Origin of the sequence: Lentzea sp. DG1S-22, from assembly GCF_036321065.1 — a bacterium.
Taxonomy (GTDB): Bacteria; Actinomycetota; Actinomycetes; order Mycobacteriales; family Pseudonocardiaceae; genus Lentzea; species Lentzea jiangxiensis.
Window position 1 is genome coordinate 5,685,135 of record NZ_CP143276.1, and the last position, 24,927, is coordinate 5,710,061.

General features: G+C 69.7%; 25 protein-coding genes and 1 tRNA gene. 8 read left to right on the forward strand and 18 right to left on the reverse strand.

Annotation, left to right across the window (positions count from 1 at the left end):
• The first annotated feature begins 391 nt into the window (after window positions 1–391).
• Window positions 392–898: an inorganic diphosphatase gene (locus tag V1227_RS26440; protein ID WP_090097559.1), complete on the forward strand. Its 507-nt coding sequence runs from the start codon at window positions 392–394 to the stop codon at window positions 896–898.
• Between the two features lie 64 nt (window positions 899–962).
• Here the strand turns inward: V1227_RS26440 and V1227_RS26445 are convergent, their stop codons facing one another.
• Together V1227_RS26445 and V1227_RS26450 are read right to left on the reverse strand one after the other, a co-directional pair.
• Window positions 963–2,597 (reverse strand): MDR family MFS transporter, encoded by a 1,635-nt coding sequence (locus tag V1227_RS26445; protein ID WP_329788150.1) that lies wholly within the window; start codon window positions 2,595–2,597, stop codon window positions 963–965.
• 2 nt (window positions 2,598–2,599) lie between these two features.
• Window positions 2,600–3,121: a MarR family winged helix-turn-helix transcriptional regulator gene (locus V1227_RS26450; protein WP_329788151.1), complete on the reverse strand. Its 522-nt coding sequence runs from the start codon at window positions 3,119–3,121 to the stop codon at window positions 2,600–2,602.
• Window positions 3,122–3,294: 173 nt separating this feature from the next.
• Here V1227_RS26450 and V1227_RS26455 point away from each other — a divergent pair, with 173 nt between their 5' ends.
• The 3 genes from V1227_RS26455 to V1227_RS26465 all read left to right on the forward strand — a co-directional run bounded on the left by V1227_RS26455 (window position 3,295) and on the right by V1227_RS26465 (window position 5,527).
• A complete protein-coding gene (locus V1227_RS26455) occupies window positions 3,295–3,747 on the forward strand; it encodes a DUF4442 domain-containing protein (RefSeq protein ID WP_090097562.1) in 453 nt (150 codons plus the stop codon).
• A gap of 99 nt (window positions 3,748–3,846) precedes the next feature.
• Window positions 3,847–4,551 (forward strand): excalibur calcium-binding domain-containing protein, encoded by a 705-nt coding sequence (locus V1227_RS26460; protein WP_329788152.1) that lies wholly within the window; start codon window positions 3,847–3,849, stop codon window positions 4,549–4,551.
• A 13-nt stretch (window positions 4,552–4,564) separates the two neighbouring features.
• Window positions 4,565–5,527 carry a TIGR03617 family F420-dependent LLM class oxidoreductase gene (locus tag V1227_RS26465; RefSeq protein ID WP_329788153.1) on the forward strand — a complete coding sequence of 321 codons (963 nt, stop codon included), beginning with the start codon at window positions 4,565–4,567 and terminating at the stop codon, window positions 5,525–5,527.
• Here the strand turns inward: V1227_RS26465 and V1227_RS26470 are convergent.
• Window positions 5,509–5,682: a hypothetical protein gene (locus V1227_RS26470; protein ID WP_329788154.1), complete on the reverse strand. Its 174-nt coding sequence runs from the start codon at window positions 5,680–5,682 to the stop codon at window positions 5,509–5,511. The two genes, V1227_RS26465 and V1227_RS26470, sit on opposite strands and share 19 nt — an antisense overlap.
• 144 nt (window positions 5,683–5,826) lie before the next feature.
• Between V1227_RS26470 and V1227_RS26475 the strand changes: the two genes are divergently transcribed.
• Entirely contained in the window at window positions 5,827–6,426 is a 600-nt protein-coding gene (locus V1227_RS26475) for an ArsR/SmtB family transcription factor (protein WP_236220863.1), read from the forward strand.
• Window positions 6,423–7,163: an SRPBCC family protein gene (locus V1227_RS26480; protein ID WP_329788155.1), complete on the forward strand. Its 741-nt coding sequence runs from the start codon at window positions 6,423–6,425 to the stop codon at window positions 7,161–7,163. Before V1227_RS26475 ends, V1227_RS26480 begins: the two co-directional genes overlap by 4 nt.
• Here the strand turns inward: V1227_RS26480 and V1227_RS26485 are convergent.
• Entirely contained in the window at window positions 7,136–7,948 is an 813-nt protein-coding gene (locus V1227_RS26485) for an endo alpha-1,4 polygalactosaminidase (RefSeq protein WP_329788156.1), read from the reverse strand. The genes V1227_RS26480 and V1227_RS26485 overlap by 28 nt on opposite strands.
• Window positions 7,945–9,501, reverse strand: a complete 1,557-nt coding sequence (locus V1227_RS26490; RefSeq protein WP_329788157.1) for a DUF885 domain-containing protein — start codon at window positions 9,499–9,501, stop codon at window positions 7,945–7,947. The genes V1227_RS26485 and V1227_RS26490 overlap by 4 nt, the downstream gene beginning before the upstream one ends.
• An 82-nt stretch (window positions 9,502–9,583) precedes the next feature.
• Here V1227_RS26490 and V1227_RS26495 point away from each other — a divergent pair, with 82 nt between their 5' ends.
• The gene (locus V1227_RS26495; protein ID WP_329788158.1) at window positions 9,584–10,243 is read left to right on the forward strand and encodes an HNH endonuclease family protein; all 660 of its coding nucleotides are present in this window, start codon (window positions 9,584–9,586) and stop codon (window positions 10,241–10,243) included.
• Here the strand turns inward: V1227_RS26495 and V1227_RS26500 are convergent.
• Together V1227_RS26500 and V1227_RS26505 are read right to left on the reverse strand one after the other, a co-directional pair.
• Window positions 10,227–10,571 carry a hypothetical protein gene (locus V1227_RS26500; protein WP_329788159.1) on the reverse strand — a complete coding sequence of 115 codons (345 nt, stop codon included), beginning with the start codon at window positions 10,569–10,571 and terminating at the stop codon, window positions 10,227–10,229. The genes V1227_RS26495 and V1227_RS26500 overlap by 17 nt on opposite strands.
• A gap of 72 nt (window positions 10,572–10,643) precedes the next feature.
• Window positions 10,644–10,717: transfer RNA gene (locus V1227_RS26505), tRNA-Thr, on the reverse strand.
• 107 nt (window positions 10,718–10,824) lie between these two features.
• Between V1227_RS26505 and V1227_RS26510 the strand changes: the two genes are divergently transcribed.
• Complete coding sequence (locus V1227_RS26510; protein ID WP_329788160.1) at window positions 10,825–12,192, forward strand: hypothetical protein; 1,368 nt, start codon at window positions 10,825–10,827, stop codon at window positions 12,190–12,192.
• 26 nt (window positions 12,193–12,218) lie between these two features.
• On the opposite strand, the gene V1227_RS26515 is transcribed toward V1227_RS26510, so the two are convergent.
• The 11 genes from V1227_RS26515 to V1227_RS26565 all read right to left on the reverse strand — a co-directional run bounded on the left by V1227_RS26515 (window position 12,219) and on the right by V1227_RS26565 (window position 24,884).
• On the reverse strand, window positions 12,219–13,415 hold the full coding sequence (locus V1227_RS26515; protein WP_236220869.1) for a DNA polymerase III subunit delta': 1,197 nt from the start codon (window positions 13,413–13,415) through the stop codon (window positions 12,219–12,221).
• Window positions 13,416–13,438: 23 nt separating this feature from the next.
• Window positions 13,439–15,472 carry a bifunctional MFS transporter/dTMP kinase gene (locus V1227_RS26520; protein WP_442916371.1) on the reverse strand — a complete coding sequence of 678 codons (2,034 nt, stop codon included), beginning with the start codon at window positions 15,470–15,472 and terminating at the stop codon, window positions 13,439–13,441.
• 72 nt (window positions 15,473–15,544) lie between these two features.
• Complete coding sequence (locus tag V1227_RS26525; protein ID WP_329788161.1) at window positions 15,545–15,961, reverse strand: hypothetical protein; 417 nt, start codon at window positions 15,959–15,961, stop codon at window positions 15,545–15,547.
• Window positions 15,962–15,977: 16 nt separating this feature from the next.
• Complete coding sequence (topA, locus tag V1227_RS26530; protein WP_329788162.1) at window positions 15,978–18,740, reverse strand: type I DNA topoisomerase; 2,763 nt, start codon at window positions 18,738–18,740, stop codon at window positions 15,978–15,980.
• Between the two features lie 141 nt (window positions 18,741–18,881).
• Window positions 18,882–19,454, reverse strand: coding sequence for a hypothetical protein (locus tag V1227_RS26535; RefSeq protein WP_329788163.1), 573 nt, complete (start codon window positions 19,452–19,454; stop codon window positions 18,882–18,884).
• 68 nt (window positions 19,455–19,522) lie between these two features.
• Window positions 19,523–20,071: a hypothetical protein gene (locus V1227_RS26540; protein ID WP_329788164.1), complete on the reverse strand. Its 549-nt coding sequence runs from the start codon at window positions 20,069–20,071 to the stop codon at window positions 19,523–19,525.
• Window positions 20,072–20,076: 5 nt separating this feature from the next.
• A complete protein-coding gene (locus tag V1227_RS26545) occupies window positions 20,077–20,496 on the reverse strand; it encodes a hypothetical protein (RefSeq protein WP_329788165.1) in 420 nt (139 codons plus the stop codon).
• Between the two features lie 160 nt (window positions 20,497–20,656).
• Window positions 20,657–21,265 (reverse strand): hypothetical protein, encoded by a 609-nt coding sequence (locus V1227_RS26550; protein ID WP_329788166.1) that lies wholly within the window; start codon window positions 21,263–21,265, stop codon window positions 20,657–20,659.
• Window positions 21,266–21,346: 81 nt separating this feature from the next.
• Window positions 21,347–21,907 carry a hypothetical protein gene (locus V1227_RS26555; protein WP_329788167.1) on the reverse strand — a complete coding sequence of 187 codons (561 nt, stop codon included), beginning with the start codon at window positions 21,905–21,907 and terminating at the stop codon, window positions 21,347–21,349.
• Window positions 21,908–21,936: 29 nt separating this feature from the next.
• Complete coding sequence (locus V1227_RS26560; RefSeq protein WP_329788168.1) at window positions 21,937–22,509, reverse strand: hypothetical protein; 573 nt, start codon at window positions 22,507–22,509, stop codon at window positions 21,937–21,939.
• Window positions 22,510–22,574: 65 nt separating this feature from the next.
• The gene (locus tag V1227_RS26565; RefSeq protein ID WP_329788169.1) at window positions 22,575–24,884 is read right to left on the reverse strand and encodes a sodium-translocating pyrophosphatase; all 2,310 of its coding nucleotides are present in this window, start codon (window positions 24,882–24,884) and stop codon (window positions 22,575–22,577) included.
• Window positions 24,885–24,927 lie beyond the last annotated feature (43 nt).

The following is a 24,927-nucleotide window of genomic DNA, read 5'->3' on the forward strand; positions in this document are numbered from 1 at the left end:
ACCGATCTTTTCCGCGGAGGGCCTGCCGGAACCGGCCGTTGGCACAGCGGAACCACCCGAACCGGCCGCGGACCCGTTCGCGGCGACGTGCACCGGCGACGACCGCGGCGGTTCCTGAGTGGACGGTGCCGCGAGGACGGCGGCCAGCGGGAACCGCATCGTCGGCTGGTCGACCGTCGGGCGGCTGACCTGCACCGTTGACTCGGAACGCCCGGCATCTGAATCGATGTCGTCGTCCTCGGTCGGCCATTGGGGGTCGTCCGGCACAGCGGCCTCCGTCAGCTCGGTACGGGCAATCTCACACCCACCAACCACCGCTCCGATGAGGGTTGACAAGGCGTCGTGGTCCACACTAGTGGGCATCACGAATGGGCTACATGAGCGAGGACCAGTGGAATTCGACGTCCTGATCGAGATCCCCAAGGGCGTGCGCAACAAGTACGAGGTGGACCACAAGAGTGGCCGCATCCGCCTCGACCGCACGTTGTTCACGTCGACGCAGTACCCCGCCGACTACGGGTTCATCGAGAACACCCTGGGTGAGGACGGCGACCCGTTGGACGCCCTCGTCCTCGTCCAGGAGCCGACGTTCCCCGGCTGCCTGATCGCCGCTCGTGCGATCGGCATGTTCCGCATGACGGACGAGAAGGGCGGCGACGACAAGGTCCTGTGCGTCCCGGCCTACGACCCGCGGCACGAGCACCTGCGCGACATCCACCACCTGGCGGAGTTCGACCGCCTGGAGATCCAGCACTTCTTCGAGGTCTACAAGGACCTCGAGCCCGGCAAGAGCGTCGAGGGCGCCACCTGGGTGGGCCGCACCGAGGCCGAGGCCGAGATCAAGCGCTCCTACCAGCGCCTGAAGGACGCCGAGGCCAGGGGCGAGACGTTCCACTAGGCACGCGCGCGACGAAGAAGAGGGGCCGCTCGGGAGCGGCCCCTCTTCTTCGTCGCGGTGAGACCTAGACGGCGACGGTCTCGGCGTCGGCCACCCGCTCCAGACCGGACCTGGTCGACAGCGGCTTCTCGCGCAGGAACCACACGAGGACGAACGCCGCGATCATCACGATGCCGCCGGTCAGGAAGACCGTGTCGATCGCGCTGGAGAACCCGTCGAGGAACGGCTTCGCGAGCACCGGGTCCAGGCCGTTGAGGAACTCGGTGTTGTTGATGTCCACGCCGGTCCCGCCCTGCAGCGTCTTCGCGAACTCCGGGTTCTGCCGCAGCGCCGCGTTGAACGCGTCGGTCTGCAGCGCGGCCCGGATGCCGGACTCGATCTTGCCGCCGACCGTGCTGAACAGGATCGACAGGAACACCGCGGTGCCGACGGTGCCACCGATCTGGCGGAAGAACGTCGCCGACGCGGTCGCGACGCCCATGTCCCGCGGCTCGGCGTCGTTCTGGATCGCCAGCAGCAGCGTCTGCATGCACTGGCCGAGGCCCGCGCCCATGACGAACATGTAGACCATGACCAGCCAGCTCGGCGTGTCCGTGCCGATGGAGCTGAGCAGGAACAGAGCGGCCGCCATCAGGCCGGCGCCGATGATCGGGAACACCTTGTAGCGCCCGGTCTTCGACGTGACCCTGCCCGCGATCGCGGTGGCCGACATGATGCCGAACGTCATCGGCAGCAGCATCAGGCCGGCCGTGGTGGGCGTGACGCCCTTCACGATCTGCAGGTACAGCGGGATGGAGACCATGCCGCCGAACATGCCGATGCCGAGCACGAAGTTGATCGCGTTGCCGAGCGCGAACGTGTGGTTGCGGAACATCCGCATCGGCAGCAGCGCCTCGTCACCCGCGCGGAACTCGGCCCACACGAACGCGACCAGGCCGAGCACGCCGATCACGTACATGGCGATCGCGGTGCCGGACGCCCAGCCCCACTCGCGGCCCTGCTCGGCGACGATCAGCAGCGGCACCAGGCCGACGGTCAGCGTCAGCGCGCCCAGCCAGTCGACGCGGTGGTTCACCCGCTGGTGCGGGATGTTCAGCACGCGCGCCACGACGAACAGCGCGAGCAGCGCGATCGGGACGTTCACGAGGAACACCCAGCGCCAGCCGGTGATGCCGACGAACGAGTCGAGGCCTGCGAAGACGCCGCCGATGACCGGGCCGAGCACGCTGGCCGAACCGAACACGGCCATGAAGTAGGCGGAGTACTTGCTGCGCTCACGCGGCGAGATGATGTCCGCCATGATCGCGAAGGCCAGCGACATGAGGCCACCGGCGCCGAGGCCCTGCACCGCGCGGAACGCGGCCAGCTCGTACATCGTCGTCGCGAGGCCCGAGAGCAGCGAGCCGAGGAGGAACAGCGAGATCGCCGCGAGGTACATCGGCTTGCGCCCGTAGATGTCGGACAGCTTGCCGTACAGCGGGGTCGTGATGGTCGCGGTGATCAGGTAGGCGGTGGTCGCCCACGCCTGCAGCGTCTGCCCGTGCAGCTGGTCGGCGATGGTCTTCATGGCGCTGGCGACGATCATCTGGTCCAGCGCCGCGAGGAACATGCCCAGCAGCAGGCCGGACAGCACCGTCATGATCTGGCGATGCGTCAGGGACACCCCTGGCGTGGGTGTCGCATCGGTCGTTGATGACATTTCTAGTCGTTCCCTCCTGCGCGGGTCCCCGTCCCGCGTTCGTTCAAAAGCGCCGGAATCGTGCGCTCGTAGTCGTGGACGAAGCGTTCGAACAGGTCCGCGAAGCCCTTGAGGTCCTCGCCGGTCCAGTCCGCGAACACCTGCTGGATCGCCTCGTTGCGCTGCCGGCGTCGCTCTTGGATCAGCTCGCGGCCCGCTTCGGTGACCGCGAGAACGCTGGCCCGGCCGTCCGCCGGGTCGGCGCGCCTCTCGACGAGCCCGTCCTTCACGAGTCCGGCCACCTGCCGGCTGACCGTGGACGGGTCGGAGAGCACCGCCTCCGCCAGGCCGCTCGAACGGCACTCCCCGAGGCCGGAGAGGGTCGCGAGGAGCACGAAGGCGGACTTGTCCATGCCCTGCTTGGCCATCTGGTGGGCGACCTGGGCGTGCATCTTGTTCAGCCGCACCATCGCCATGCCGACCCGGTCCGCGAGCTCGTGCTCGGGATCGGGGCCGGGGCTGGGGCACCTGCCCGGATCGACCATCTGACACCTCGTTGCTTGTATCACCCAACTAGTTGCTCAGTACAAGCATCCATCTCGGCCGAGCAGATCGCAAGTGAGTTTCAGGTCTCACTCCAGCGCGGAGTGCTACAGGCGCGGAGAGTGTGGTTACCGGCGGGTAGCCACGTGGGTTACCGGTCGGTAGCATCCGTCTCATGAGCCAAGACGTGTCGTTCATCGCCGATGCCATGAAGCAGGCCGTGCCGTACGTGAAGACGACCGGCATCGAGTTCGAAGAGGTGTCGGCGAGCCGCATCGTCGCGTCGCTGCCGGACGAGCCGTCGCTGCACAACCACATCGGCGGGCCGCACGCGGCGATGATGTTCGGCCTCGGCGAGTCCGCCTCGGGCGCCGTCGTGATGGCCGCGTTCGCCGCGCACCTCGGCAAGGCGACGCCGCTCGCCGTCCGCGCCGACATCTCGTACAAGAAGATCGCGATGGGCGTCCTGCGCGCGGAGGCGGTTCTCGGCCGGTCGGCGGAGGACGTCCTGGCCGAGCTGGAGTCCGGCACGCGGCCGGAGTTCCCGGTCACCATCACGATCACCAACGCCGAGGGTGTCGTCACCGGCGAGATGACCGTCGTCTGGACGCTCAAGCCCGCACGCTGAACCGGGCGTCCCCGTATTTCGGTTCGGACTACCCGTGAACCGATCCGAACCAAATACGTAACCTTGGCCACACCGCGACGACCAGGCATTGTGCGGGTCATGTCGGGGTGGAGAACTGCGAGCGGGGTCCTGCTGGTCGTGCTCACCGCGGGATGTGCCGCGCAGGTGCAGCAGTCGAGGCCCGTGGCCGTGGAGGAGCCGGCGCAGGACGCGCCGGTCACCGCGTCGTCGGCGACCTCGGTGCCGGTCCCGCCCGCCCAGCCGGCGATCAGCGTGGCGTCGATCGTCGACGGCCGCTCCGTGATGCTCTCCGACGGCTCGAAAGCCGAGGTCAGCGGCCTCGCCCAGCCCGGGCCGTGCTGGGCGGACGCCGCCACGGGCTTCGCGAGGAGCATGCTGCTGAACCAGCAGGTCCGCTACGACCGGGCCACCGGCGCCCTCAGCCTCACCGACGGCACGGACTACGCGTTGCTCGCCCTGGGCAACGGCGCCGGGCGCACCACGGGCACCCCGTCGCCCGCCCAGAAGGAGGCCGAGGCAGCCGCGCAACGCGTCCCGATGGGCCTGTGGGGCCCGCCGTGCGGCGGCAAGGACGCCACCGAGACCCCCACTCCCCCGCCACCCGCACCCGCGCCGACCACGACGAAGCCGCCGGCACCGCCCAAGCCGAAGCCGGTCTTCTACGCCAACTGCGACGAGGCGCGGCGCGCCGGTGCGGCACCGCTGTACTGGGGCCAGCCCGGCTACCGGATCGAGCTCGACCCGAACCGCAACGGCATCGCCTGCGAGTCCCGGTACCGCTAATAGCCTCTCCGGCATGAAGCTGGACAGCAGTGCCGTCGAGTACACCCCCGCGGACGCCGGGGCCATCGCGAAGCGGGCGGAGGACCAGGGCTACGACGGGTTCTGGCTCGCCGAGACCAAGCACGACCCGTTCCTCGCGCTGTCCGGTGCCGCCGCGGCCACCGAGCGGATCGAGCTGGGCACGGCGATCGCGGTGGCGTTCGCGCGCAACCCGATGACCGTCGCGACGACGGCGAACGACCTGCGCCTGCTGTCGGGCGGCAGGTTCAACCTCGGACTGGGCTCGCAGGTCGAAGCGCACATCACCAAACGCTTCTCCATGCCGTGGAGCAAACCGGCCGCGCGCATGCGGGAGTTCGTGCTGGCGATCCGCGCGATCTGGCACGCGTGGGAGACCGGCGAGCGGCTGGCGTTCCGCGGCGAGTTCTACAAGCACACGCTGATGACGCCGTTCTTCGACCCCGGCCCGAACCCGCACGGCACGGCGCCGATCTACCTCGCCGGCGTCGGCGAGCTGATGACCGAGGTGGCGGGTGAGGTCGCGGACGGCTTCCTGTGCCACAACTTCACGACCGAGCGGTACCTGCGGGAGGTGACGCTGCCCGCGCTCGAACGCGGCCGCGCGAAGGCCGGGAGGACGCTGGAGGGCTTCGAGATCAGCGGCCCGGTGTTCACCGCGACCAGCGACGAGGAGGTCGCCGGGGTCAAGCGGCAGATCGCGTTCTACGGGTCGACGCCCGCGTACCGGCCGGTGCTGGACCTGCACGGCTGGGGCGCGCTGCACGAGGAGCTGCACCGCATGTCACGGCGGCAGCAGTGGGCGGAGATGAGCGAGCTGATCACGGACGAGGTGCTGTCCGAGTTCTGCGTCCTGGGGACGCCGGAGACCGTCACGGCCGCGCTGCTGGACCGCTACGGCGACGTCGTGACCAGGGTTTCGCCGTCGTCGGGCGCGGTTCAGCGCCCGGAGAAGTGACTCAGCCCGGACCGTGCCAGCTCGGCGTGGAAGGCGTCGAGCCCGGCGCGCACTCTGGCGACGCCGCGCTTGCGGATCCACCTGCGTCTTCCGACGTTCGCGGCGGTCAGGGCGAACGGCAGCGCCAGCAGGGTCAGGACCAGCATCGTGATCATGTCGTCTCCTCAGGGGTTGCGAACGTGCAACGACCAATCGAGACACCGCTTACGGTACCGGGTTCAAAGCCACCCGGGTGGAGCAAAGTCACCGACAGCAACTCAGTTCTTGACTAATTTTGTTTTCGGTGTGACGCTGGCGGCATGTTCGAAGTGGCGGTGATCGAGGACCCGTCCGCGGCCGAGGTGTCGCTGGACCCCGTGCGGGCGAGACTGCTCGCGGAGCTGGTGGAGCCCGGATCGGCGACGATGCTCGCCGCGAGGGTCGGCCTGCCCAGGCAGAAGGTGAACTACCACCTGCGCACCCTGGAGCAGCACGGCCTGGTGGAGCTCGTCGAGGAACGGCGCAAGGGCAACGTCAACGAGCGCCTGCTGCAGGCGACCGCGGCGTCCTACGTGATCTCCCCGGCCGCGCTCGCGGCCGTGCAGCCCGATCCGGCGCGGTCACCCGACCGGTTGTCCGCGCGGTGGCTGCTGGCCGTCTCGGCGAGGCTGGTGCGCGACGTCGGCACGTTGATCACGGGCGCGACCAGGGCCAAGAAGCGGCTGGCGACGTTCGCGCTGGACGGCGAGGTCCGGTTCGCGAGCGCCGCGGACCGCGCGGCCTTCGCCGAGGAGCTGGCCGGCTTCATGACCCAGCTGGTCGCGAAGTACCACGACGAACAGGCAGAAGGAGGGCGTCCGCACCGAGTCGTCGTCGCCCTGCACCCGAGCGTGAACGCTTCCAAGGAGGACGAGTCGTGACCCGCGAGTTCGAGATCAAGAAGGAAGTCGAGGTCGCCGGAACCCCGGAGCAGGTCTGGGACGCCATCGCGACCGGACCGGGCATCGACTCGTGGTTCATGGGTCCGCACACCGTCGACGGACGGCTGGGCGGCCGCATGTCGGTCGACATGGGCTTCTTCCAGGAGGCCTCGACGATCACCGCCTGGGAGCCGGGCAAGCACCTCGCCTACGAGAGCGACAAGGGCGAGGACGGCACGTTCCACGCCATGGAGTTCCTGGTCGAGGGCCGCGACCAGGGCTCGACCGTCCTGCGGTTCGTGCACAGCGGGATCCTGGCGGACGGCTGGGGCGACGAGTTCGTCGACCAGCAGTCGAAGGGCTGGGACATGTACCTCTTCACGCTGGGCCAGTACGTCGAGCACTTCGCGGGCCGGCCCGGCACGTACGTCTTCGCGCAGTGGCCGGAGCAGCCGGAGGGTGCCGACAACTGGCCGGTGCTGCTCGACGCGCTCGGCGTCCCGCGCGACGCCGAGGTCGGCGACGAGGTGACGCTGAAGCCGTTCGGCATCAACGGGGTCGTCGACTACCTCGTCCGCCACGACGCGCACAACTTCCTCGGCGTGCGCGGCCCCGGCGGCCTCTACCGCTTCCACGGCACCAACGCCGTCGGCCACCACGTCTTCGGTGACGCCACCGGCGAGGCCGGGAGGTGGCAGGCGTTCCTGGCTCAGATCGTCGGCGGGCAGACCTCGTAGACGTAGTCGTCGTGCCCGTACGGCACCACGTTCCTGTCGCGGCGGATGATCGAGACCCGTCCGCCGCGATCGGTGCACGACTTCCTGAAGCCCTCGTCGGTGTACTCGATCTGGAAGAAGGCGTTGCCGAACGCCTCGGCGTAGGCCCCGCACTCACCGAGGGCCTGGCAGTCCTCGGTGATCGCGAAGTCGAAGCCGATCTCCTGCTTGCCGGCGGTGCCGAGCTCGGCGACGTTCTTCTGCGCCACGGCAAGCCCTTGCTCGTGCGCGTACCGCACGAAGTCCTTCATGAAAGCCTTGGTGGCGTTGAGGTCGAACGCCCCTTCGGAGCGCTGGTAGGAGTCGAGGTTGTCCGGCTCCACGCCCTTGAACATGGCCGTCTTGCAGCCCTTGATCCACTTCTTCTGGATCTCCAGGATCCTGCGGCGCTTGTCGTCGGTGGAGATGTCGAGGACGCCCTCCTGCCACTCCGGGTCGATCACCACCTCGCCGTCGGCCTTCTTCACCAGCAGGTCGGCGTGGTGCTGCCGCCACCAGTCGAGGCCGCCCTCCATCTTCTCGGGCTGCGTCTGCAACGCGTTGAGGTAGCAGATGTTGTAGCGCCTGCCGTCCGCGAACGTGGTGCGGTCCCGCACGACGATCTTGACCGGCACGTCCGGCTGGTAGGTGCCGCCGAGCTGGTAGTCGAGCTGCCCACCGACGGGCGGCAGTTCCCTGGGTGGCAGCTCGGGCTCACCCGAGCAGGCGGTGACGAGCAGGACCGCAACGGCCACAACGACTTTCACGCACGACGACCTGCGAGCCACCCGTCGACGACCTCCTCCAGCAACGCGAGCGTCAGCCTGCCCTGGCTGAGCACGACCTCGTGGAAGTCGCGGACGTCCTCGCCCGCGGCTTCTGCTTTCCTGCGCAACTCCTGGAACTTGAGGCGCCCCACCGCGTACGCGAGCGCCTGCCCCGGTTCACCGAGGTAGCGGTCCACCTCGGACTCGATCTGCGCGAGCCCGACGGGGGTGTTCTCGACCAGGTAGCCGACGGCGTGCCGGCGACTCCACCCCAGGGCGTGCAGGCCGGTGTCGACGACGAGCCGACCGGCGCGCATCGCGTCCATGGTAAGCATGCCGAGCCTCGACTCGTCGCTGCCGTACAGGCCCATTTCGTCGGCCAGGCGTTCGCAGTACAGCGCCCAGCCCTCGCCGAACACGCTGATCGGCGCCTTCCGCCGCACGAAGGGAGCCCCTTCGAGCAGCGCGGCCTTGGAGTGTTCGAAGTGGTGCCCCGGCACGGCCTCGTGGTACGCCGTGGCCTCGTCCTCGATGCGGAGCCGGCTGCCGGGTTCCTTGGTGTTGACGAAGTAGGTGCCGGGCCTGCTGCCGTCCTCCGCGGCCGGGAAGTAGTGCGGCGGCACGTGCGCGGGCACCGCAGGCGGAGCCTCCCTGATCGCGCACGCCGCAGCGGGTGTGGTGCGGAACCACTGCGGCGCAACGGCTTCCGCCTTCGCGACGGCCCTGCGTGCGGCGTCGAGCACGTCCGCGCCGCTGGTGTGCCGGAACGCTGGATCGGTGCGGATGCGGTCGAACACGTCGTCGCCGTACCGCGCGAACTCGTGCTTGAGGTCCTCGACCATCCCGAGGCCGATCGCGTGCAGTTCGCCGGGGTCCAGGTCTTCGGTCGTGTGCGCGCGGATCGCCTTGCGGTAGACGTCGTCGCCGTTCGGCAACCAGCACAGCCCGGCACGTTCGGTACCGCGCCCGCACGGCAGCGCCTCTTCCAGCAAGAAGTCCCGGTAGCGCTCGAGGGCCGGCCCGGCGATCTCACCGCCACCGCCGACCACGTCGAAGGCGCCGAGGTTGCCGAGATGGCCGTCCAGCAGCTCGACGGCCTGCTCCACCAGGTGTCTCACCGGTGTGAGGCCGTCCGAGAACCCCTGCCGGTGCCGTTCGGCCATCGTGTCGAAGAACGCGCCGAGCCCGCGCATCCGCTGCAGGTACCCGGCTCGCCGTTCGGGCGTGTCGACGGGCAGCCTCGGCAGGAAGGCCAGCGTGGAGGGAACGGCGGTGCGGATGTTCGCGCTGATCCCGAACTCGAGCTGCCTGCTCTCGACGGCGTCGGTCTGCGTGCGCACCTCGTGCAGCACGATCCCCAGGGTGAGCCGGTCGGACAACGTCTCCGGGTCGATGCTGCGCGCCGCCGTGCCGATTTCCCGCAGCCGGTCGAGGTAGATGCGCTCCCCCTCGGCGCTGTGGTCCACCAACAACCCGTCGTCGCGGCCGAAGCCCATGAGGCTCGCGTCGACCGGGTAGTGGTCGAGGATCGCGTCGAAAAGGCGGTCAGCCAACGCGTTGACGTTCGACATCCGTCCCCCAGGAGTTACGCCGTTGAGCGGCCATCACGACCTTTGTAGCGGGTATGCCGCGGACATGCGCTGGTTGCTGCTGATCGTCCTGTTGACCGGCTGTTCCGCGTTGCCCCTGCCGCCGGCCTCCGCCCCGCAGGTCGACAGGGTGCCCGCAGGAACCCTGGACGCCGTGACCGCCCGCACCTCCCTCGCGGCGCTGCCGGTGGCCACACCGGGCCGCCTCGACGGCTACGTCCGCGACTGCGACGGCGGCAAGGCGTGCGTGTTCGGGCAGCCGTGGTTCGACACCGACGGCGACGGCTGCGACCAGCGGAGCCAGGTGCTGGCCCGCGACCTGACCGGCGTGGAGCGCAAACCGGGCCGCTGCGGCGTCCAGTCCGGCACCCTCGACGACCCGTACACCGGCACGCAGGTCACCGGCACCTCGAAGATCCAGATCGACCACGTGGTGCCGCTGGCCGAGATGTGGCGCAGCGGTGCCGCCAGGTGGGCGCCCGAGCAGCGCCTCGCCGCGGCCAACGACCTGCGCAACCTCGTGGCGGTGTCGGGGAAGGTCAACCAGTCCAAAGGCGACAAGACGCCCGACGAGTGGATGCCGCCCAACGCCGGGTACGCGTGCTCGTACGGGCGGATCTACGTGACGGTGAAGGCCGCCTACGGCCTCTCGGTCGCGCCGGCTGAACGTTCCGCCCTGGAGCAGGCACTCACGACGTGCGGTTGAGCTCCTCCTCCGCCGCGACCCGCCGAGCCGTCCACTTCCGGTCGATCTCCACGGGCCGCTTGTGCCCGCACTCCACGACGTTGCCCTCTTCGTCGGTGACGTCGACGTCGTACGAGCAGTTCTCGACGTAGATCGTCAGGTTCTCGATCCCGTCGGCACGCTCCTCGTCGTTCGCGTGGTACTCGACGTCGAAACCGAGCTTCTCGCCGTTGTTGTCCGTGCGGATGCACAACATGTCGCCACGTTCGAGCCAGCGGTCCTCACCCCAGGGCTCCAGCCAGACGACGAGCCACCTCGAAGAACCGTTTCTCACGTGCATCACAGCCATGGCGCCAGCGTAAGCGCCGAACAAAGCGAAAGGGCCAGGTCACCGGAGTGACCTGGCCCTTCCATCTCACCGAGCCGCCTATCGGAATCGAACCGATGACCTGCTCATTACGAGTGAGCCGCTCTGGCCGACTGAGCTAAGGCGGCGAGACGCGATAACTATAACCGACCCGCGAGCGCGTTACTCACGGGGGTCCTGTTCGTTGTACGGACCGTGACCGACGTCACCACCTCCTAGGTCCGAGGAGAGGTTCATGCGCCGTTCGTTGTCCGTGCCGTTGGCCGGCTTGGTGCTCGCGCTCGCCACGGCGCCCGCACTCGCCCAGCCTCCGACCACGCCGGTGCCGGGACCGCGGGACCCGAACCAGCCGCCGGCGTCCGCGCCGAACGGGCCCCAGCCGCTCGCGCACGCCGTCGGTGACGCGGGGACCGGGTTGAGCGTCGTGCGGCTCGGGCCGCAGGGGGTGCCGACCAGCACGATCCTTCCCGGGTTCGGGGACCGGCTGCCCAGGCAGTCGGTCACGGAGTTCGGGCTGGGGCTGGCGAGCGCGCAGGTCAACACCGAGGCGTTCCTGGCCGGCGAGAAAGTCGTGACGCAGGCGAACCCGTTCGGCTTCGCGGTGGCGGGGCGGTCGCCGCAGTCTCCGGGCACGCTGGTGCAGACGGCGGTCCCGGACAACCCGCAGCCCACGACCGGGGGGCTGCCGATCCCGGAGACGCCGCTCGGCAAGCTGCGGGTGCTCAACGGCAGCGTGCACGCGCGGTGGGACGAGAAGCTCGGGCCGTGCGTCACCCCGCTGGCCACGGCCAGGACGTCGCTGGCGGGGCTCGAGGTCCTCAGCGCGCTGCCGGCCGAGGTGCCGCTTCCCGCGAAGACGAGCCTGGTGAGCGTTCCGGACACGTTCGAGGCGACCTCGCAGGTCCGGCTGGTCGACCTGCCCGGCAGCGCGAACAAGGCGGTCGAGTCGACGTCGACGATGCGGGCGGTCAGCGTCGAGCTGGCGGGCGGCATCAAGATCGACGTGGTCAGCCCGCCGGCGCTCACGGCCACGGCGACCGGGGACGAGAAGACCTCGAAGATCACCTACACGGCCCCGGTGCTGAAGGTCAGCCAGAACGGCAAGGACCTCGGCACGCTCGACGCCGCGCACCCCGCACTCGACGTCCCGCTGCTGCTGGACCTGGTCGTGGTCAAGCTGCAGATCGCGGGTCTCAACGAGAAGAAGGCGAGCTTCTCGGGCAACGGCTTCAACGGCTTCCAGCTCGGCGCGACGGCCAGGATGCTCGACGTCCAGCTCCTGCCGACGGACAAGCTGAAGCTGCCGAACCTGCCCTCGGCGCTCGCGCAGATCTCGCTGGGCGAGCAGATCGTGCGGGCAGCGGCACCGCAGGGCGGCGTGATCTGCGGAACGTCGCAACCACCGCAGACGACCGCGCCCGCGCAACCCGGCGCACCGGCCGCACCACCCGGGGCAGCACCGCCGCTGGCCTACACGAACGCCGCGTACCAGGCGATCCCGCTGTTCTGGACCGGCACGGGACTCCTGCTGGCCGGCGTCGTGATCTTCGCGGCGCTACCCGCCAGGCGCCGTCCTCAAGCCGAAGCAGCCGAGGTCGAGTAGCGACCACCTACGGCCCCAGGACAACCTCACCCACGATGCAACGTGGTCACCATCGCCTCAACGGCGATCCGAGGCTTGACGTTGACCTCGATGGCCTCCCGGCAAGCCAGCACCGCCTCCAACCGCCGCAAGATCGACTCCGAGGACCACTGAGCGGCAGCGGTCCGGGAGTCCCCGGCCCGGTCCGGGTGCATCAACGCGGCCTCGGACCCGGTCTTCACCACCAGCGCATCGCGGTAGAACCCGGCCAGGTCGACCAGAGCCATGTCCAGCGAGTCGCGCTGAGTCCGCGTGGCCCGGGACTTCTGGCGCTTCTCCAGGTCCTTCAACGCACCCTTGGCCCCCCGAGTGGCCGCAGCGGTCCCCTTGCCGGTGCCACCAGCCCCCATCGCGGTTTCCAACGCCTCCCGCTCCGCCTCGTTGCGGGCCTCGTTGGCGGTGGACGCGTCCTCCTCGGCAGCCTTGATCAACTCATCGGCGCAGGTGAAGACGTCCCCGGGACGCCGCAGCGCCAAAGGAATCCGCAGCACGGCCTCACGCCGGGCCCTGGACTGCTCGTCCGCGGCCAGCCGCCGAGCCCGCCCCACGTGCCCGCCGCACACCGAGGCAGCCCACTGGGCCATCTCCGGCGAGACCCCGTCCACGGCTTCCAGCGCCGAGGCGATGGCCGCGGGCCGGGGCGATCCCAAGGACACCAGCCGGCAGCGGGACCGGATGGTCACCGACACGTCGTCCGGGTGGTCCGACGGCGCGCACAGCAGGAACACCGTCCGCTCCGGCGGCTCCTCGACGGCCTTCAGCAGGGCGTTGGCGGCGCCCTCGGTCAACCGGTCGGCGTCCTCGATGATCACCACCTGCCACCGCCCCGACGTGGGCCGGCGGGCGGAGATCTGGACGAGGGACCGCATCTCGGCCACCGAGATCGACAACCCCTCGGGCGCCACCACGCGCACGTCGGCGTGGGTGCCGTGCAACGTCGTCCGGCAGCCGGTGCACTCGCCGCAGCCGGGGCGGTCGTCGGTCACCACGCACTCCAGGGCCCCGGCGAAGGCGCGGGCGGTGGACGAACGGCCGGAGCCGGGCGGGCCGGTGAAGAGCCAGGCGTGCGTCATCACGCCGGGTGCCGGAGTGCCGCCCGCGACGATCGCGGCGGCGGCTTCGGCGGCCGCGGACAGCGTTGCCACCGCGTCGGGCTGGCCGACCACCTCGTCCCACACGCTCATGGGTGCAGTCTTCCAGCGGTGGGTCAGACCGCAGCTTCGGGGACCGCGCGCTTGCGGGTCGCGAGCAGCGGCACGACGGCGGAGCGGACCCGGTCGGCCACCTCGTCGGCGTCGCCGTCGGCCTCGACCACGACGTAGCGGTCCGGGTCGGAGGCGGCCATCTCGCTCAGCAGCCGCTGGACGCGCCAGTGGTGCTCCGGGCCGATCCTCTTGCCGTCGGCGACCGGGCGGTCCAGCAGGATCGTCAGGTCGGGGCGCAGGCGGCCCGTCGCCCAGTCCACCAGGCCTTCGAGCTCCTGGTGCTCCAGCGAGCTGGTGGCGGTGAAGTGGGCCAGCGGCGAGTCGACGTAGCGCTCCATCACGACGACGGAGCCTTCTTCCAACGCCGGGCGCACCTGCCGTTCGACGACATCGGCGCGGACGGCGGCGGCTACGAGCGCTTGGGCTCGCACGCCTGCCAGCTCCGCGGAGGACAGCATCGTGCGCAGGCGGCGTTCGTCGTGTTCGGGGTCGGCGGCCAGCAGGACGTCGAGGCCCTCGGCGCGCAACGCGGCGGCCAGGCGGCGGGCCTGCACCGACGTGTCCTCGCGGGTGTCGCCCTCGACGGCGATCAGCATGCCCTTGGTGTGCCGGCGGCCGCGGATGGCCGCGAACAGCGACGACAGCACCCGCTCCTCGCGGCGGTCGTCCATCTGCCGGTACGCGACGAGCCCCAGCACGATGGCGATCACGGCACCGCCGAGCATCACCGGACGGCTCGCGTCGACCTCCATCGGGTGGCCGAACACGCTGACCTGCCGCTTCTGCAGCAACGTGAGCAGCAGCGGCGCGCCTCCCGACGCACCGAACAGCACGACCTTCAGCAACGTCTGGATCAGCGCGACCGTGCGGCCGCGCATGTCGTCCTGCACCTGCGAGCCCACGATCGTGAGGCCCGTCAGGAACGCCACGCCCGCGCACGCGCCGACCAGCGCCACCGTCAGCAGCGCGATCCACAGGTGCGGCGCCAGCGCGACCAGCGCGAGCGAGATGCCGGCGAGCACGATCGTGACGCCGAACAGGCGGTTGTAGGCGAGGCGCTGGGCCAGCCGCGGTGCCGTCGCCATGCCGACCGCGAGTCCGAGGAACACGGCCACGAACAGCAGCCCGAACGTCGAGGCGCCGCCGAGCAGCGACAACGCGTAGAGCTTGGCCGTGCCGATCACGACACCGGCCGCGGCGAACGCGCCGATCATGCCGATGAGCAGGCCGCGGACCAGTGGCGTCTTGCCGGCGAACTTCAGGCCCTCGCGGAACATCGCGACGAACCCGGGCTTGTCCTCGTCCTTCTTGCGGTTCGCGGAGATGCGGCCGGACAGCTCCGGCAGGCGGGTCGCGACCAGGGCCGCCGAGGTGAAGTACAGCAGGCCGTTGATCACCACCGCGATCGTCGCGACGGTGAACTCCAGGTTCCCGCCCTGCAGGTTCAGGTAGCCGGGGATGCCGGAGATCAGCGAGTACAGGCCGAAGCCGCTGATCGTGGAGATGCCGTAGGTCATCACCAGGCCGAGCTGGTTCGCCGACTCCACCTGGTCCGGGCGGCGCAGCAGGTTCGGCACCGCCGACTCCTTGGCCGGGATCCACAGCATCGCGCAGCAGCCGACCAGGAAGTTCGCGACGAAGAGCCAGATCGGCGAGCCGACCAGCGCGATCGAGATGAACAGCGAGCCGCGCAGGACGTCGCAGACCACCATGACCTTGCGGCGGTCGAACTTGTCCGCGAGCACGCCGCCGATGGGCGCGAAGAGGATGCCGGGCAGCAGCTGGGTGAGCACGACCAGCGGCAGCGCGAACGACTGCCACTCGTAGCTCTTCATCATCGTGGAGACCAGACCGGTCAACGCGAGCAGTGACAGCCAGTCACCAACACTGCACAAATAGGTGACAAGCCACAGCCGCCGGAACGGGCGAATGGCGAGCACCGATCGAAGCCGGTGGACCGTGGACACGCTGGACTGGGCCTGCCCTGCCTGGCCTGCCCCGGTCACCGGTGTGTCCGCGTCCTGAATTTCAGTCACCCCTAATCGCCCACTCCCGTGCGATCAGCGTAACCGGATGTGGTGAGTCAGGATGCCGGACTCACAGCACGACTAGCTGAAGATCGCTCCGAGGACGCCGAGCAGGACGAGCACGAAGAACCCGATCACGACCAGGCACCCGATGAACGTGGCCACGCCGCTGGCCTGCTGGGTGGGCTGCTGTTGTTGCGGCGCAGGTGTTTGCGCCTCCTGGAGGTACTGCTGGGGCACGAACTGCCGCTGCTGTTCCCGCGGCTGCGGACGCTGGGCACGCGGCCTGCGTTGTTCCTGCCTCATCTGCGCGTGGAGGGCCTGCCGCACCGCCTCGGCGGGTGCGGGCGGTGTCGGCACCACCACACGTGAGCTGGGAGACGTCCACTGCGGGGCGACCCGGCCGGTCGCCGTCACGAGCCCGGCCAGCGGGTCGGGGAACAGCCGGGGAGGCGGCGGGGCCTGCGTCCCGTCGGGACCGAAGTCGGAACTCGGCACCGCCACCTCCGTCAGCTCAGCTCTTGGACTTCGCCGGAGCCTTCTTCGCCGCGGGCTTCTTCGCCGTGGCGGCCTTCTTGGCCGGGGCCTTCTTCTTGACCGGCCCCTTGGCGCGCTTCTCGGCCAGCAGCTCGGCCGCGCGCTCGTCGGTGATCGTCTCGACGCTGTCCGACTTGCGCAGCGACGCGTTCGCCTCGCCGTCGGTGACGTACGGGCCGAAGCGGCCCTCCTTGATCACCATCGGCTTGCCGGACACCGGGTCGTTGCCCAGCTCGCGCAACGGCGGCGCGGCGGCCGCCCGGCCGCGCTTCTTCGGCTCGGCGTAGATCTTCAACGCCTCTTCGAGCGTGACGGTGAAGATCTGGGCCTCGTCGGCCAGCGACCGCGAGTCCGTGCCCTTCTTCAGGTACGGGCCGTAGCGGCCGTTCTGCGCGGTGATCTCGGCACCCGTCTCCGGGTCCTTGCCGACCACGCGCGGCAGCGAGAGCAGCTTGAGCGCGTCGTCGAGCGTCACCGTGTCCAGCGACATCGACTTGAACAGCGAGCCGGTGCGCGGCTTCGGGGCCTTCGCCTTCGACGTGCCGTTCTCGGCCGGCTCGGGCAGCACCTCGGTCACGTACGGGCCGAAGCGGCCCTCCTTGGCCACGATCTCGTTGCCCGAGACCGGGTCGGTGCCGAGCGAACGGCCCTCCTGCGGCGTCGAGAAGAGCTTCTCGGCGATCTCCGCGGACAGCTCGTCCGGCGCCAGGTCGTCCTGCACGTTCGCGCGCTGGGCGACTCCGTCGACCTCGCGCTCCAGGTACGGCCCGAAGCGGCCGACGCGCACGACGACCGTGCGGCCCTCGGAGTCGCTGAACAGCGGGATCGAGTTGATCTCGCGCGGGTCGATGTCCTCGACGCCCGTGCCGACCAGCTTCTTCAGGCCGCCGGAGCGGCCGATCGAGCCGTCGGGACCGATGCTGCCGCCGAAGTAGAACCCGGACAGCCACGTCGTGCGGCCCTGACGACCCGCGGCGATGCCGTCCAGCTCGTCCTCGAGGGCGGCGGTGAAGTCGTAGTCGACCAGGCGGCCGAAGTGCTGCTCCAGCAGCCCGACCACGGCGAACGCCACCCAGGACGGGACCAGCGCGGCACCCTTCTTCCACACGTAGCCGCGGTCCTGGATGGTGCTGATGATCGACGAGTACGTGGAGGGACGGCCGATGCCGAGCTCCTCCATCGTCTTGATCAGCGACGGCTCGGTGTAGCGCGAGGGCGGCGAGGTGGTGTGACCGTCCGCGGACAGCTCCGCGATCGTCAGGTCCTGGTCCTTGACCAGCAGCGGGAGGCGCGACTCGGCGTCGTCGGACTCGCCGCCCGCCTCGGCGTCGACCGTCTCGACGTAGGCCTTGAGGAAGCCGGCGAACGTGATCGTGCGGCCGGACGCGGCGAACGTGACCTCCTGGCCCGTCGCGGCACGCCCCTGGATGCGGATGCTGGTCGTGTTGCCCCGCGCGTCGGCCATCTGGGACGCGATCGTGCGCTGCCAGATCATCTCGTAGAGCTTGAACTCGTCGGAGTCGAGCTCGGCGGCCACCTGGCCGGGCGTGCGGAAGACCTCTCCGGCCGGCCGGATCGCCTCGTGCGCCTCCTGCGCGTTCTTGACCTTGCGCGTGTACTGGCGCGGCTTGTCCGCGACGTACTGCGCGCCGTACAGGTCCGTGGCCTGCGTGCGGGCCGCGTTGATCGCTGTCTCCGACAGCGTCGTGCTGTCGGTGCGCATGTAGGTGATGTAGCCGTTCTCGTACAGCTTCTGCGCCGTGCGCATCGTGCGGTCGGCGGAGAACCGCAGCTTGCGGCCCGCCTCCTGCTGCAGCGTCGAGGTCATGAACGGCGCGTACGGCTTGCGCGTGTACGGCTTCTCCTCGACGGAGGAGACCTTGACCGGCGCGTTCTCCAGCCCGGTCGCGATGGACCTGGCCTGCGCCTCGTCCAGCACGACCACGTCGGCCCTGCCGGTCAGCTTGCCGTCGGAGCCGAAGTCGCGACCCGTGGCGAGACGGGTGCCGTCGACGGCCACGAGCCGTGCGCCGAACTGGCGCGGCGTGGCGTCCTCCCCGGCGTCCATCTGCGCGGAGATGTCCCAGTAGCTCGCTGAGACGAACTTCATCCGCTCTCGTTCGCGCTCCACGACCAGACGCGTCGCCACGGACTGCACACGGCCCGCCGAGAGCTTCGGCATGACCTTCTTCCACAGCACCGGGCTGACCTCGTAGCCGTAGAGGCGGTCGAGGATGCGGCGGGTCTCCTGCGCGTCGACCAGGTCCTGGTCGAGGTCGCGGGGGTTGGCGGCGGCGGCCTGGATCGCGGACTCGGTGATCTCGTGGAACACCATCCGGCGGACCGGGACCTTGGGCTTGAGCGTCTCGAGGAGGTGCCAGGCGATGGCCTCGCCCTCGCGGTCACCGTCTGTCGCGAGGTAGAGCTCGTCGACGTCCTTCAACGCTTCCTTGAGCTCGGTGACCAGCGACTTCTTGTCGGCGGAGACCACGTAGAGGGGCTCGAAGTCGTGGTCGACGTCCACGCCGAGCCTGGCCCAGGCCTGGCCCTTGTACTTCGCGGGGACGTCGGCGGCACCGCGTGGCAGGTCCCGGATGTGTCCCCTGGAGGACTCCACGACGAAGTTGCTGCCGAGGTACGAGGCGATCTTGCGCGCCTTCGTGGGCGACTCGACGATCACCAGTCGTCGGGTGCTGCCCCCGCCTCCGCTGCTCTTTTTCGTCCGTGTCGATCCAGCCACTCGCCGTCCCGCTCTCTTCCAAACCCGGTTCCCAGGCCCGCCAGTGTTGCCCAGCGTCGGCCGAAAAGCACACCATCCGTCGTGTGTCCGCGACGCCTGTACGACGTGACAGAGTGACACAACCTTGCCGGACCGCCCGCCTCAGGCCGCCGGCCAGGTGCTCATCGCCACTCCCTGCGGAGGGCTTCCGACCAGCTCAGCGAGCCGTGCCAGCCGTCGTCGGCCGGTCACCCGCAACGCGGGTGCCCCTACCAGGGTGCACGGAAGTCCGGACGCGAGCAGCGCATTTTGCAACGGTTGGTGTGTCTGGGGTGCGTTGGGGTCCAAACCGAGCAGGTAGGCGGACTCCATCCAGCAGCCCGCGGCGAGCGCCCAGACGCGGAGCACTGCTCCGTTGAGCTCGAAGTCGGCGGGCACCCGCTTGACGGGTCCGTCCAGCCAGCGGGCGGCCAGTCCGGTGAGGTCGGTGCGGAACGGGGTGCGGACGAACCGCGTGCCCTCCTCGTTGACGCACAGCTCCGTGGTGACGCCGCGCTCGGCGCACGCCTGCTTGAGCGGCCCGTGGCGCCACTCGTCGCGCAGCTCCACGTACACGCGGGCCGCCGTGCCGCGCGCGAAGCTGACGGCCTGCCCCGGCCCGCAGAGGAAGCCGGCGAGGTCCGCCTTGGCCGGGGTGCGTGCCTCGGCCGAGAAGAAGGACAGCTGCCCAACCACGGCCCACAGGGTAGAACAGACGTTCGACTGTGACCAGTGGTGCGCTTGGGACTACGCCGGTCGAGCGATCACCGCTGCCCGGAGTTCTTCAGCTCGCCGCACGGCGCGGATTTGCTGATCGCCGCCGAGTACTTGGGCGACTTCTCCAACGTGTCGAAGGTCGCCCGCAGCTCTTCCGGACTGCTGACCTGGGAGGTGTCCGCGAGCACCTTCTCGGCGCCTTCCCAGAACTGCGCGTTCGGCTCCAACGCCGTCACCGGCGCTTTCGCCGCCTCGTAGGACCGCGCCGACTCGCTGAAGTACTTCGTCAGCCGTTCGTGGACGGTCTTCAGCTCGTCCGAGGGCGGCCCGAGCTCGCCGAGCTGCTTCTCGGCCGCGGCGAGCGCCGTGGCGTTCTCGGCGATGAGCTCCAGGTAGGCCGCCTTGACCGCCGCCGGGTCGGCCGGGTCCTGCGCCTGCAGCTCCCTGCCCGCCTCGATGCCGGGCAGCAGGCCACCGCAGAAGGTGTCGACCCACCGGCCCTGGGCCTCGGTGAGCGGCTTGTCCTCGTCGGAACCGCAGGCGCCGGTCAGCACGGCTGTGCCGACCAGCGCGGCTGCGATCAGGCGCTTCCTCATGAGGCCTATTTTGCTCGGGCCAGGCCCTGCCGGTCCGAGCAGACCTCGTTCGAGCGGAACGCCTCGGAGAGCTCCGGGGTCTCCACGATCTGCTTGAACAGCGCTCCCACGCCGTCGCTGTTGCCCCCGCGGCTGGCCATGACCTGCTCGTACCGCTCGGGGAACCTGTCGTCCGCCGCCAGCGCCCGCACCCGCGCCGCCACGTCGTCGAAGCCACCGGCCTCGAGTCGCAGCGACTCGACCAGCCGTTCGTGGAGGTTCCGCGAGTCGGAGCCCATCGGACCCAGCTCCTCCAGGTCGTCGGCCATCTTGCGGTTCGCCTCGGCGACGCCTGAAGCCCAGCTCACCACGGCGCCCTGCACCGCGGCCATGCCTTGCGGGACCTTGCTCTGGATGTCGCGCCGCGCGAGCTCCGTCACGCCCATCGGACCGCAGTAGGCCTCGAACCACGCCTTCGGGTCGGCGCCGGGAACGTCGCCGTCGTCGTGGTCGTGGGTGCGGCCTGCTGGACCGGGGCGGGCGGCGGCGTGCCGCAGGAAGCGAGTGCGGCCGCGCTCAGCACGGCCGCCACCAGCGAGAACGGTCTCACTGACCGATGATCTTCCCGAGCTTGGTGCGCATCTCGGTGCACTCCGGCGCGGTCTTGACGGCGTCCTTGAGCTTCGGGTCGGCGTCGAGCTTCTTGATCTGCTCCGAGAGCTTCGACGGGTCCGCGGAGTCGCCACCGATCTTCTCGACCTGGGCCATGAAGTCGGGCGCGTTCGCGTCGATCTTGCTGATCTGCTCGCGGACGGTCACGTACTCCTTGGCGCCGTCGCCGAACATCTTGACCAGCTCGTCGTGCATGGCCTGGTGCTCCGGGCCGGGCGCGCCGACGTCCTCGAGCTTCTTCTCCGTGTCGGCCATGGCCTTGCCGCCCGTGTCGAGCAGCTTGAGCATGCCCTCCTTGATCGCCGGCGGGTTCTCGGCGTTGGCGGCCACGACGGTGATGAGCTCGACCGCGCCCGTCAGCACCGGCGTGGTGCCGCTGCAGAACGCACCGGCCCACTTGACCGGGTCACCGGTCGGCTGGGTCGTCGTGGTGGTCGTGGGCGCGCTGCTGCCCTGCGACGCCGGAGCCGCGCCGCCACCGCACCCGGTGACGACCAGGGCGACACCCGCGCAGGCGGTGACGAGCGACAAACGTGCGTTCATGGTGGAAAACCCCCAGAAAAAGCTGATCGGACGCCGAACAGTACACGTTCGGGCGATCCGATCAGCCGGGGTTTCCGCTTGTCAGGAGGTGGGCCGGGAGGCCTGCAGGCCCTGGCAACCGGAAGCCTTCCGCGCTGCCGTGGCGAGGCCCGTCTCGTCGAACTTCCTCTGCACGTCCGCACCCGCCTTCTCGAGCTCACCGGCCTTCGAGGCCATCTCGGTGAAGGCGGTCACGGCCTGGGTCTCGTCGGTGGCCGAGTCGAGCTTCGACTTCGTGTCCGCGAGCAGGACCTTGATCTGGCCCATGCCCTCCTGGGCGGCGGTGGCCAGCTCCTTCGACCTCGGGTGCGGGCCGTTCTCGAGCCCCTTGAGGTCCGAGATCGACCTGTCGGCCGCGGCGACCTTCGTGCCGAGCCACTCCGACATGCCCGTCTTGAGCTTCGACGGGTCGCTCATGTCGATCGGGGGCTCGTCGGACAGGGACTTCACGGTGCCGTCGACGGCACCGCAGACCTTGTCCATCCACGCGACCACGTCCGCCTCGCTGGCGGTCGGTGCCGAAGACGTGGACGAACCTCCGGTGCTGCACGCGGTGACCGCGAGCAGGCAGCCGGCGAGAAGTGCGATGACTGTGCGACGCATGGGGCGGAAGTTACTCCGAACGGCCTTGCTCAGCTCGTCGGCGTGAGGTTGAGGCGCTGCATCTCCTGGCACTTCGGCGCCGTCTGCGTGGCCTTCTGCAGCTCGGGGACGCCCTGGAGGTCGCGCAGCGGGTCGGCGAGCTCGGAAAGCTTGGCGATGGCCTCTCCGGCGGCCTGGAGGCCTCCGGTGGCGTTGTTGGCGTCGGCCTGCTCGACCTTCGTCTTGGCGTCGGTGAAGACGGTGCCGAGCGAGGTGAAGGTCTCCGCCATCTTGGTGACGGCCTCGTCGCCGCCCGCGACGGGCGACGGGCCGACGTTCTTCAAACCCTCCGCGGACTTGGTGAAGGCGTCGGCGAGCTGGCCCATGTAGGCGGCCATCTCGGCCTTGAGCTTGGCGGAGTCGCCGGCGTCGAGCTTGGGGGCGGTCTTCTCCACCTTGGCGAACTCGGACGCGGCGCCGCACACCTTGTCCATGTAGGCGACGGTCTCGGGGCTGACCGCGCCGCTGGTGGGCGTCGTCGTGGTGCCGGAGTTGCCGCCGTTGGTGCACCCGGCCAGCGCGAGGGCGGCAACAGCGGCAGTGGCGACGAGGCTGCGCCTCATGTCGTAACTCCTCGGTCGGGGTACGTCGGGGAATACCCGAACGTACCCCGACCGGAGGTGGTGGACTACGCGGCGCCGTTGCTCACGGTCTCCGCGGGGGTGTCCGTGATCGCCGTGCCACGGCGCTTCGACACGACCACCGCACCGACGATGATCAGTGCCGCGACCACGGCGATCGCGATGCGGATCGGGTCGGACGCGTTGTCACCGATGGAGAAGGTGACGATGGCGGGCGCGATCAGCACCGAGACCAGGTTCATGACCTTGATCAGCGGGTTGATGGCCGGGCCGGCCGTGTCCTTGAACGGGTCGCCGACGGTGTCGCCGATGACCGTCGCGGCGTGGGCGTCGGAGCCCTTGCCGCCGTGGTTGCCGTCCTCGACCAGCTTCTTCGCGTTGTCCCAGGCACCACCGGAGTTGGCCAGGAACACCGCCATGAGCGTGCCGGTCGCGATCGCACCGGCGAGGTAGCCCGCCAGCGGGCCGACGCCGAGGCCGAAGCCGACGGCGACCGGGGCGAGCACGGCCATCAAACCGGGGGTCGCCAGTTCCCGCAGCGAGTCCCTGGTGCAGATGTCGACGACCTTGCCGTACTCCGGCTTCACCGAGTAGTCCATGATGCCGGGGTTGTCGCGGAACTGGCGGCGCACCTCGAACACGATGGCACCGGCGGCGCGCGTCACGGCGTTGACCGCGAGGCCCGAGAACATGAACACGACGGCGGCACCGATCGCGACACCGACGAGCACGTTCGGGCTGAACACCACGTTGCTGAACGACACGGGCAGGTCGCCCGCGACGTTGCCGACCTTGACCAGTGCCTGCGTGATCGCGTCCTGGTAGGAGCCGAACAGCGCCGTCGCGGCGAGCACGGCCGTGGCGATCGCGATGCCCTTGGTGATGGCCTTGGTGGTGTTGCCGACCGCGTCGAGCTCGGTGAGGATCTGCGCGCCCTCGCCGTGCACGTCGCCGGACATCTCGGCGATGCCCTGCGCGTTGTCGGAGACCGGACCGAAGGTGTCCATCGCCACGATGACGCCGACGGTCGTGAGCAGACCACAGCCGGCGAGCGCGATCGCGAACAACGCGACGATGACCGACCCGGACAGCAGGAACGCGCCGTACACGGCGGCACCGATGACCAGTGCGGTGTAGACGGCCGACTCGAAACCGACCGAGATGCCGGACAGGATGACCGTGGCCGCACCGGTCAGCGAGGTCCTGCCGACCTCCTGCACCGGCTTGTGCTCGGTGCCGGTGTAGTAGCCGGTCAGCCAGAGGATGACGCCGGCGAGCACGATGCCGATGATCACCGCGACGGACGCGATCAGCGCCGGGTTGCCGCTGGTGGACTTGACCGCGTCGCTGATGCCGTTGAGGTCCGCGAAGGAGCTCGGCAGGTACGCGAACGCCGCGATGGTGCACAGCACCGCGGAGATGACCGCGGAGATGTAGAAGGAGCGGTTGATGGCCGCCAGGCCGTTCTCTCCCGCCTTCGCCCGCGTCGTGTAGACGCCGATGACCGCGGTGAGCACACCGATCGCCGGGACGATCAGCGGGAACAGCAGGCCCTGGACGCCGAACGCCGCGGTGCCGAGGATCAGCGACGCGACCAGCGTCACGGCGTAGGACTCGAAGAGGTCCGCGGCCATGCCGGCGCAGTCACCGACGTTGTCGCCCACGTTGTCCGCGATGGTGGCGGCGTTGCGGGGGTCGTCCTCGGGGATGCCCTGCTCGACCTTGCCGACGAGGTCGGCGCCGACGTCGGCGGCCTTGGTGAAGATGCCGCCGCCGACACGCATGAACATCGCGAGCAGAGCGGCACCGAAACCGAAGCCCTCCAGGACCTTCGGGGCCTGGCCGGCGTAGACGAGCACGACGAGCGCCGCACCGAAGAGACCGAGGCCGACCGTGGTCATGCCGACCACGCCACCGGTGCGGAACGCGATGCGCGTCGCCTTTTCGCGACCGCCTTCTTCGTTCGCGGCGGCGGCGACACGCACGTTGGCACGCGTGGACAACCACATGCCCAGGTAGCCGATGATCGCCGAGAACGCGGCACCGACGATGAAGAACAATGATCGGCCGATTCGTTCGCCCAAATCATCCGCCGGTAGCGCGAACAGCAGCACGAACACGATCACGACAAAGATGCCGAGCGTGCGGAACTGCCGGTTGAGGTAAGCCGCTGCGCCCTCCTGAACCGCCTTGGCGATGTCCTGCATCTTGTCGGTGCCCTGGCCTGCGGCCAGCACCTCCTTGAGCAGCACGTACCCGACGGCGAGAGCAGCCAGGGCGACCACGGCGACCACGGCTACGACGCCGCGATCACCCCCGGAGAGCTCTAGGCCCTCCGCGAGGAAATGCCGGGACATCCGTCCTCCTGGTGAGTTGCCATGTGCAGCGCCAAGGCAGACC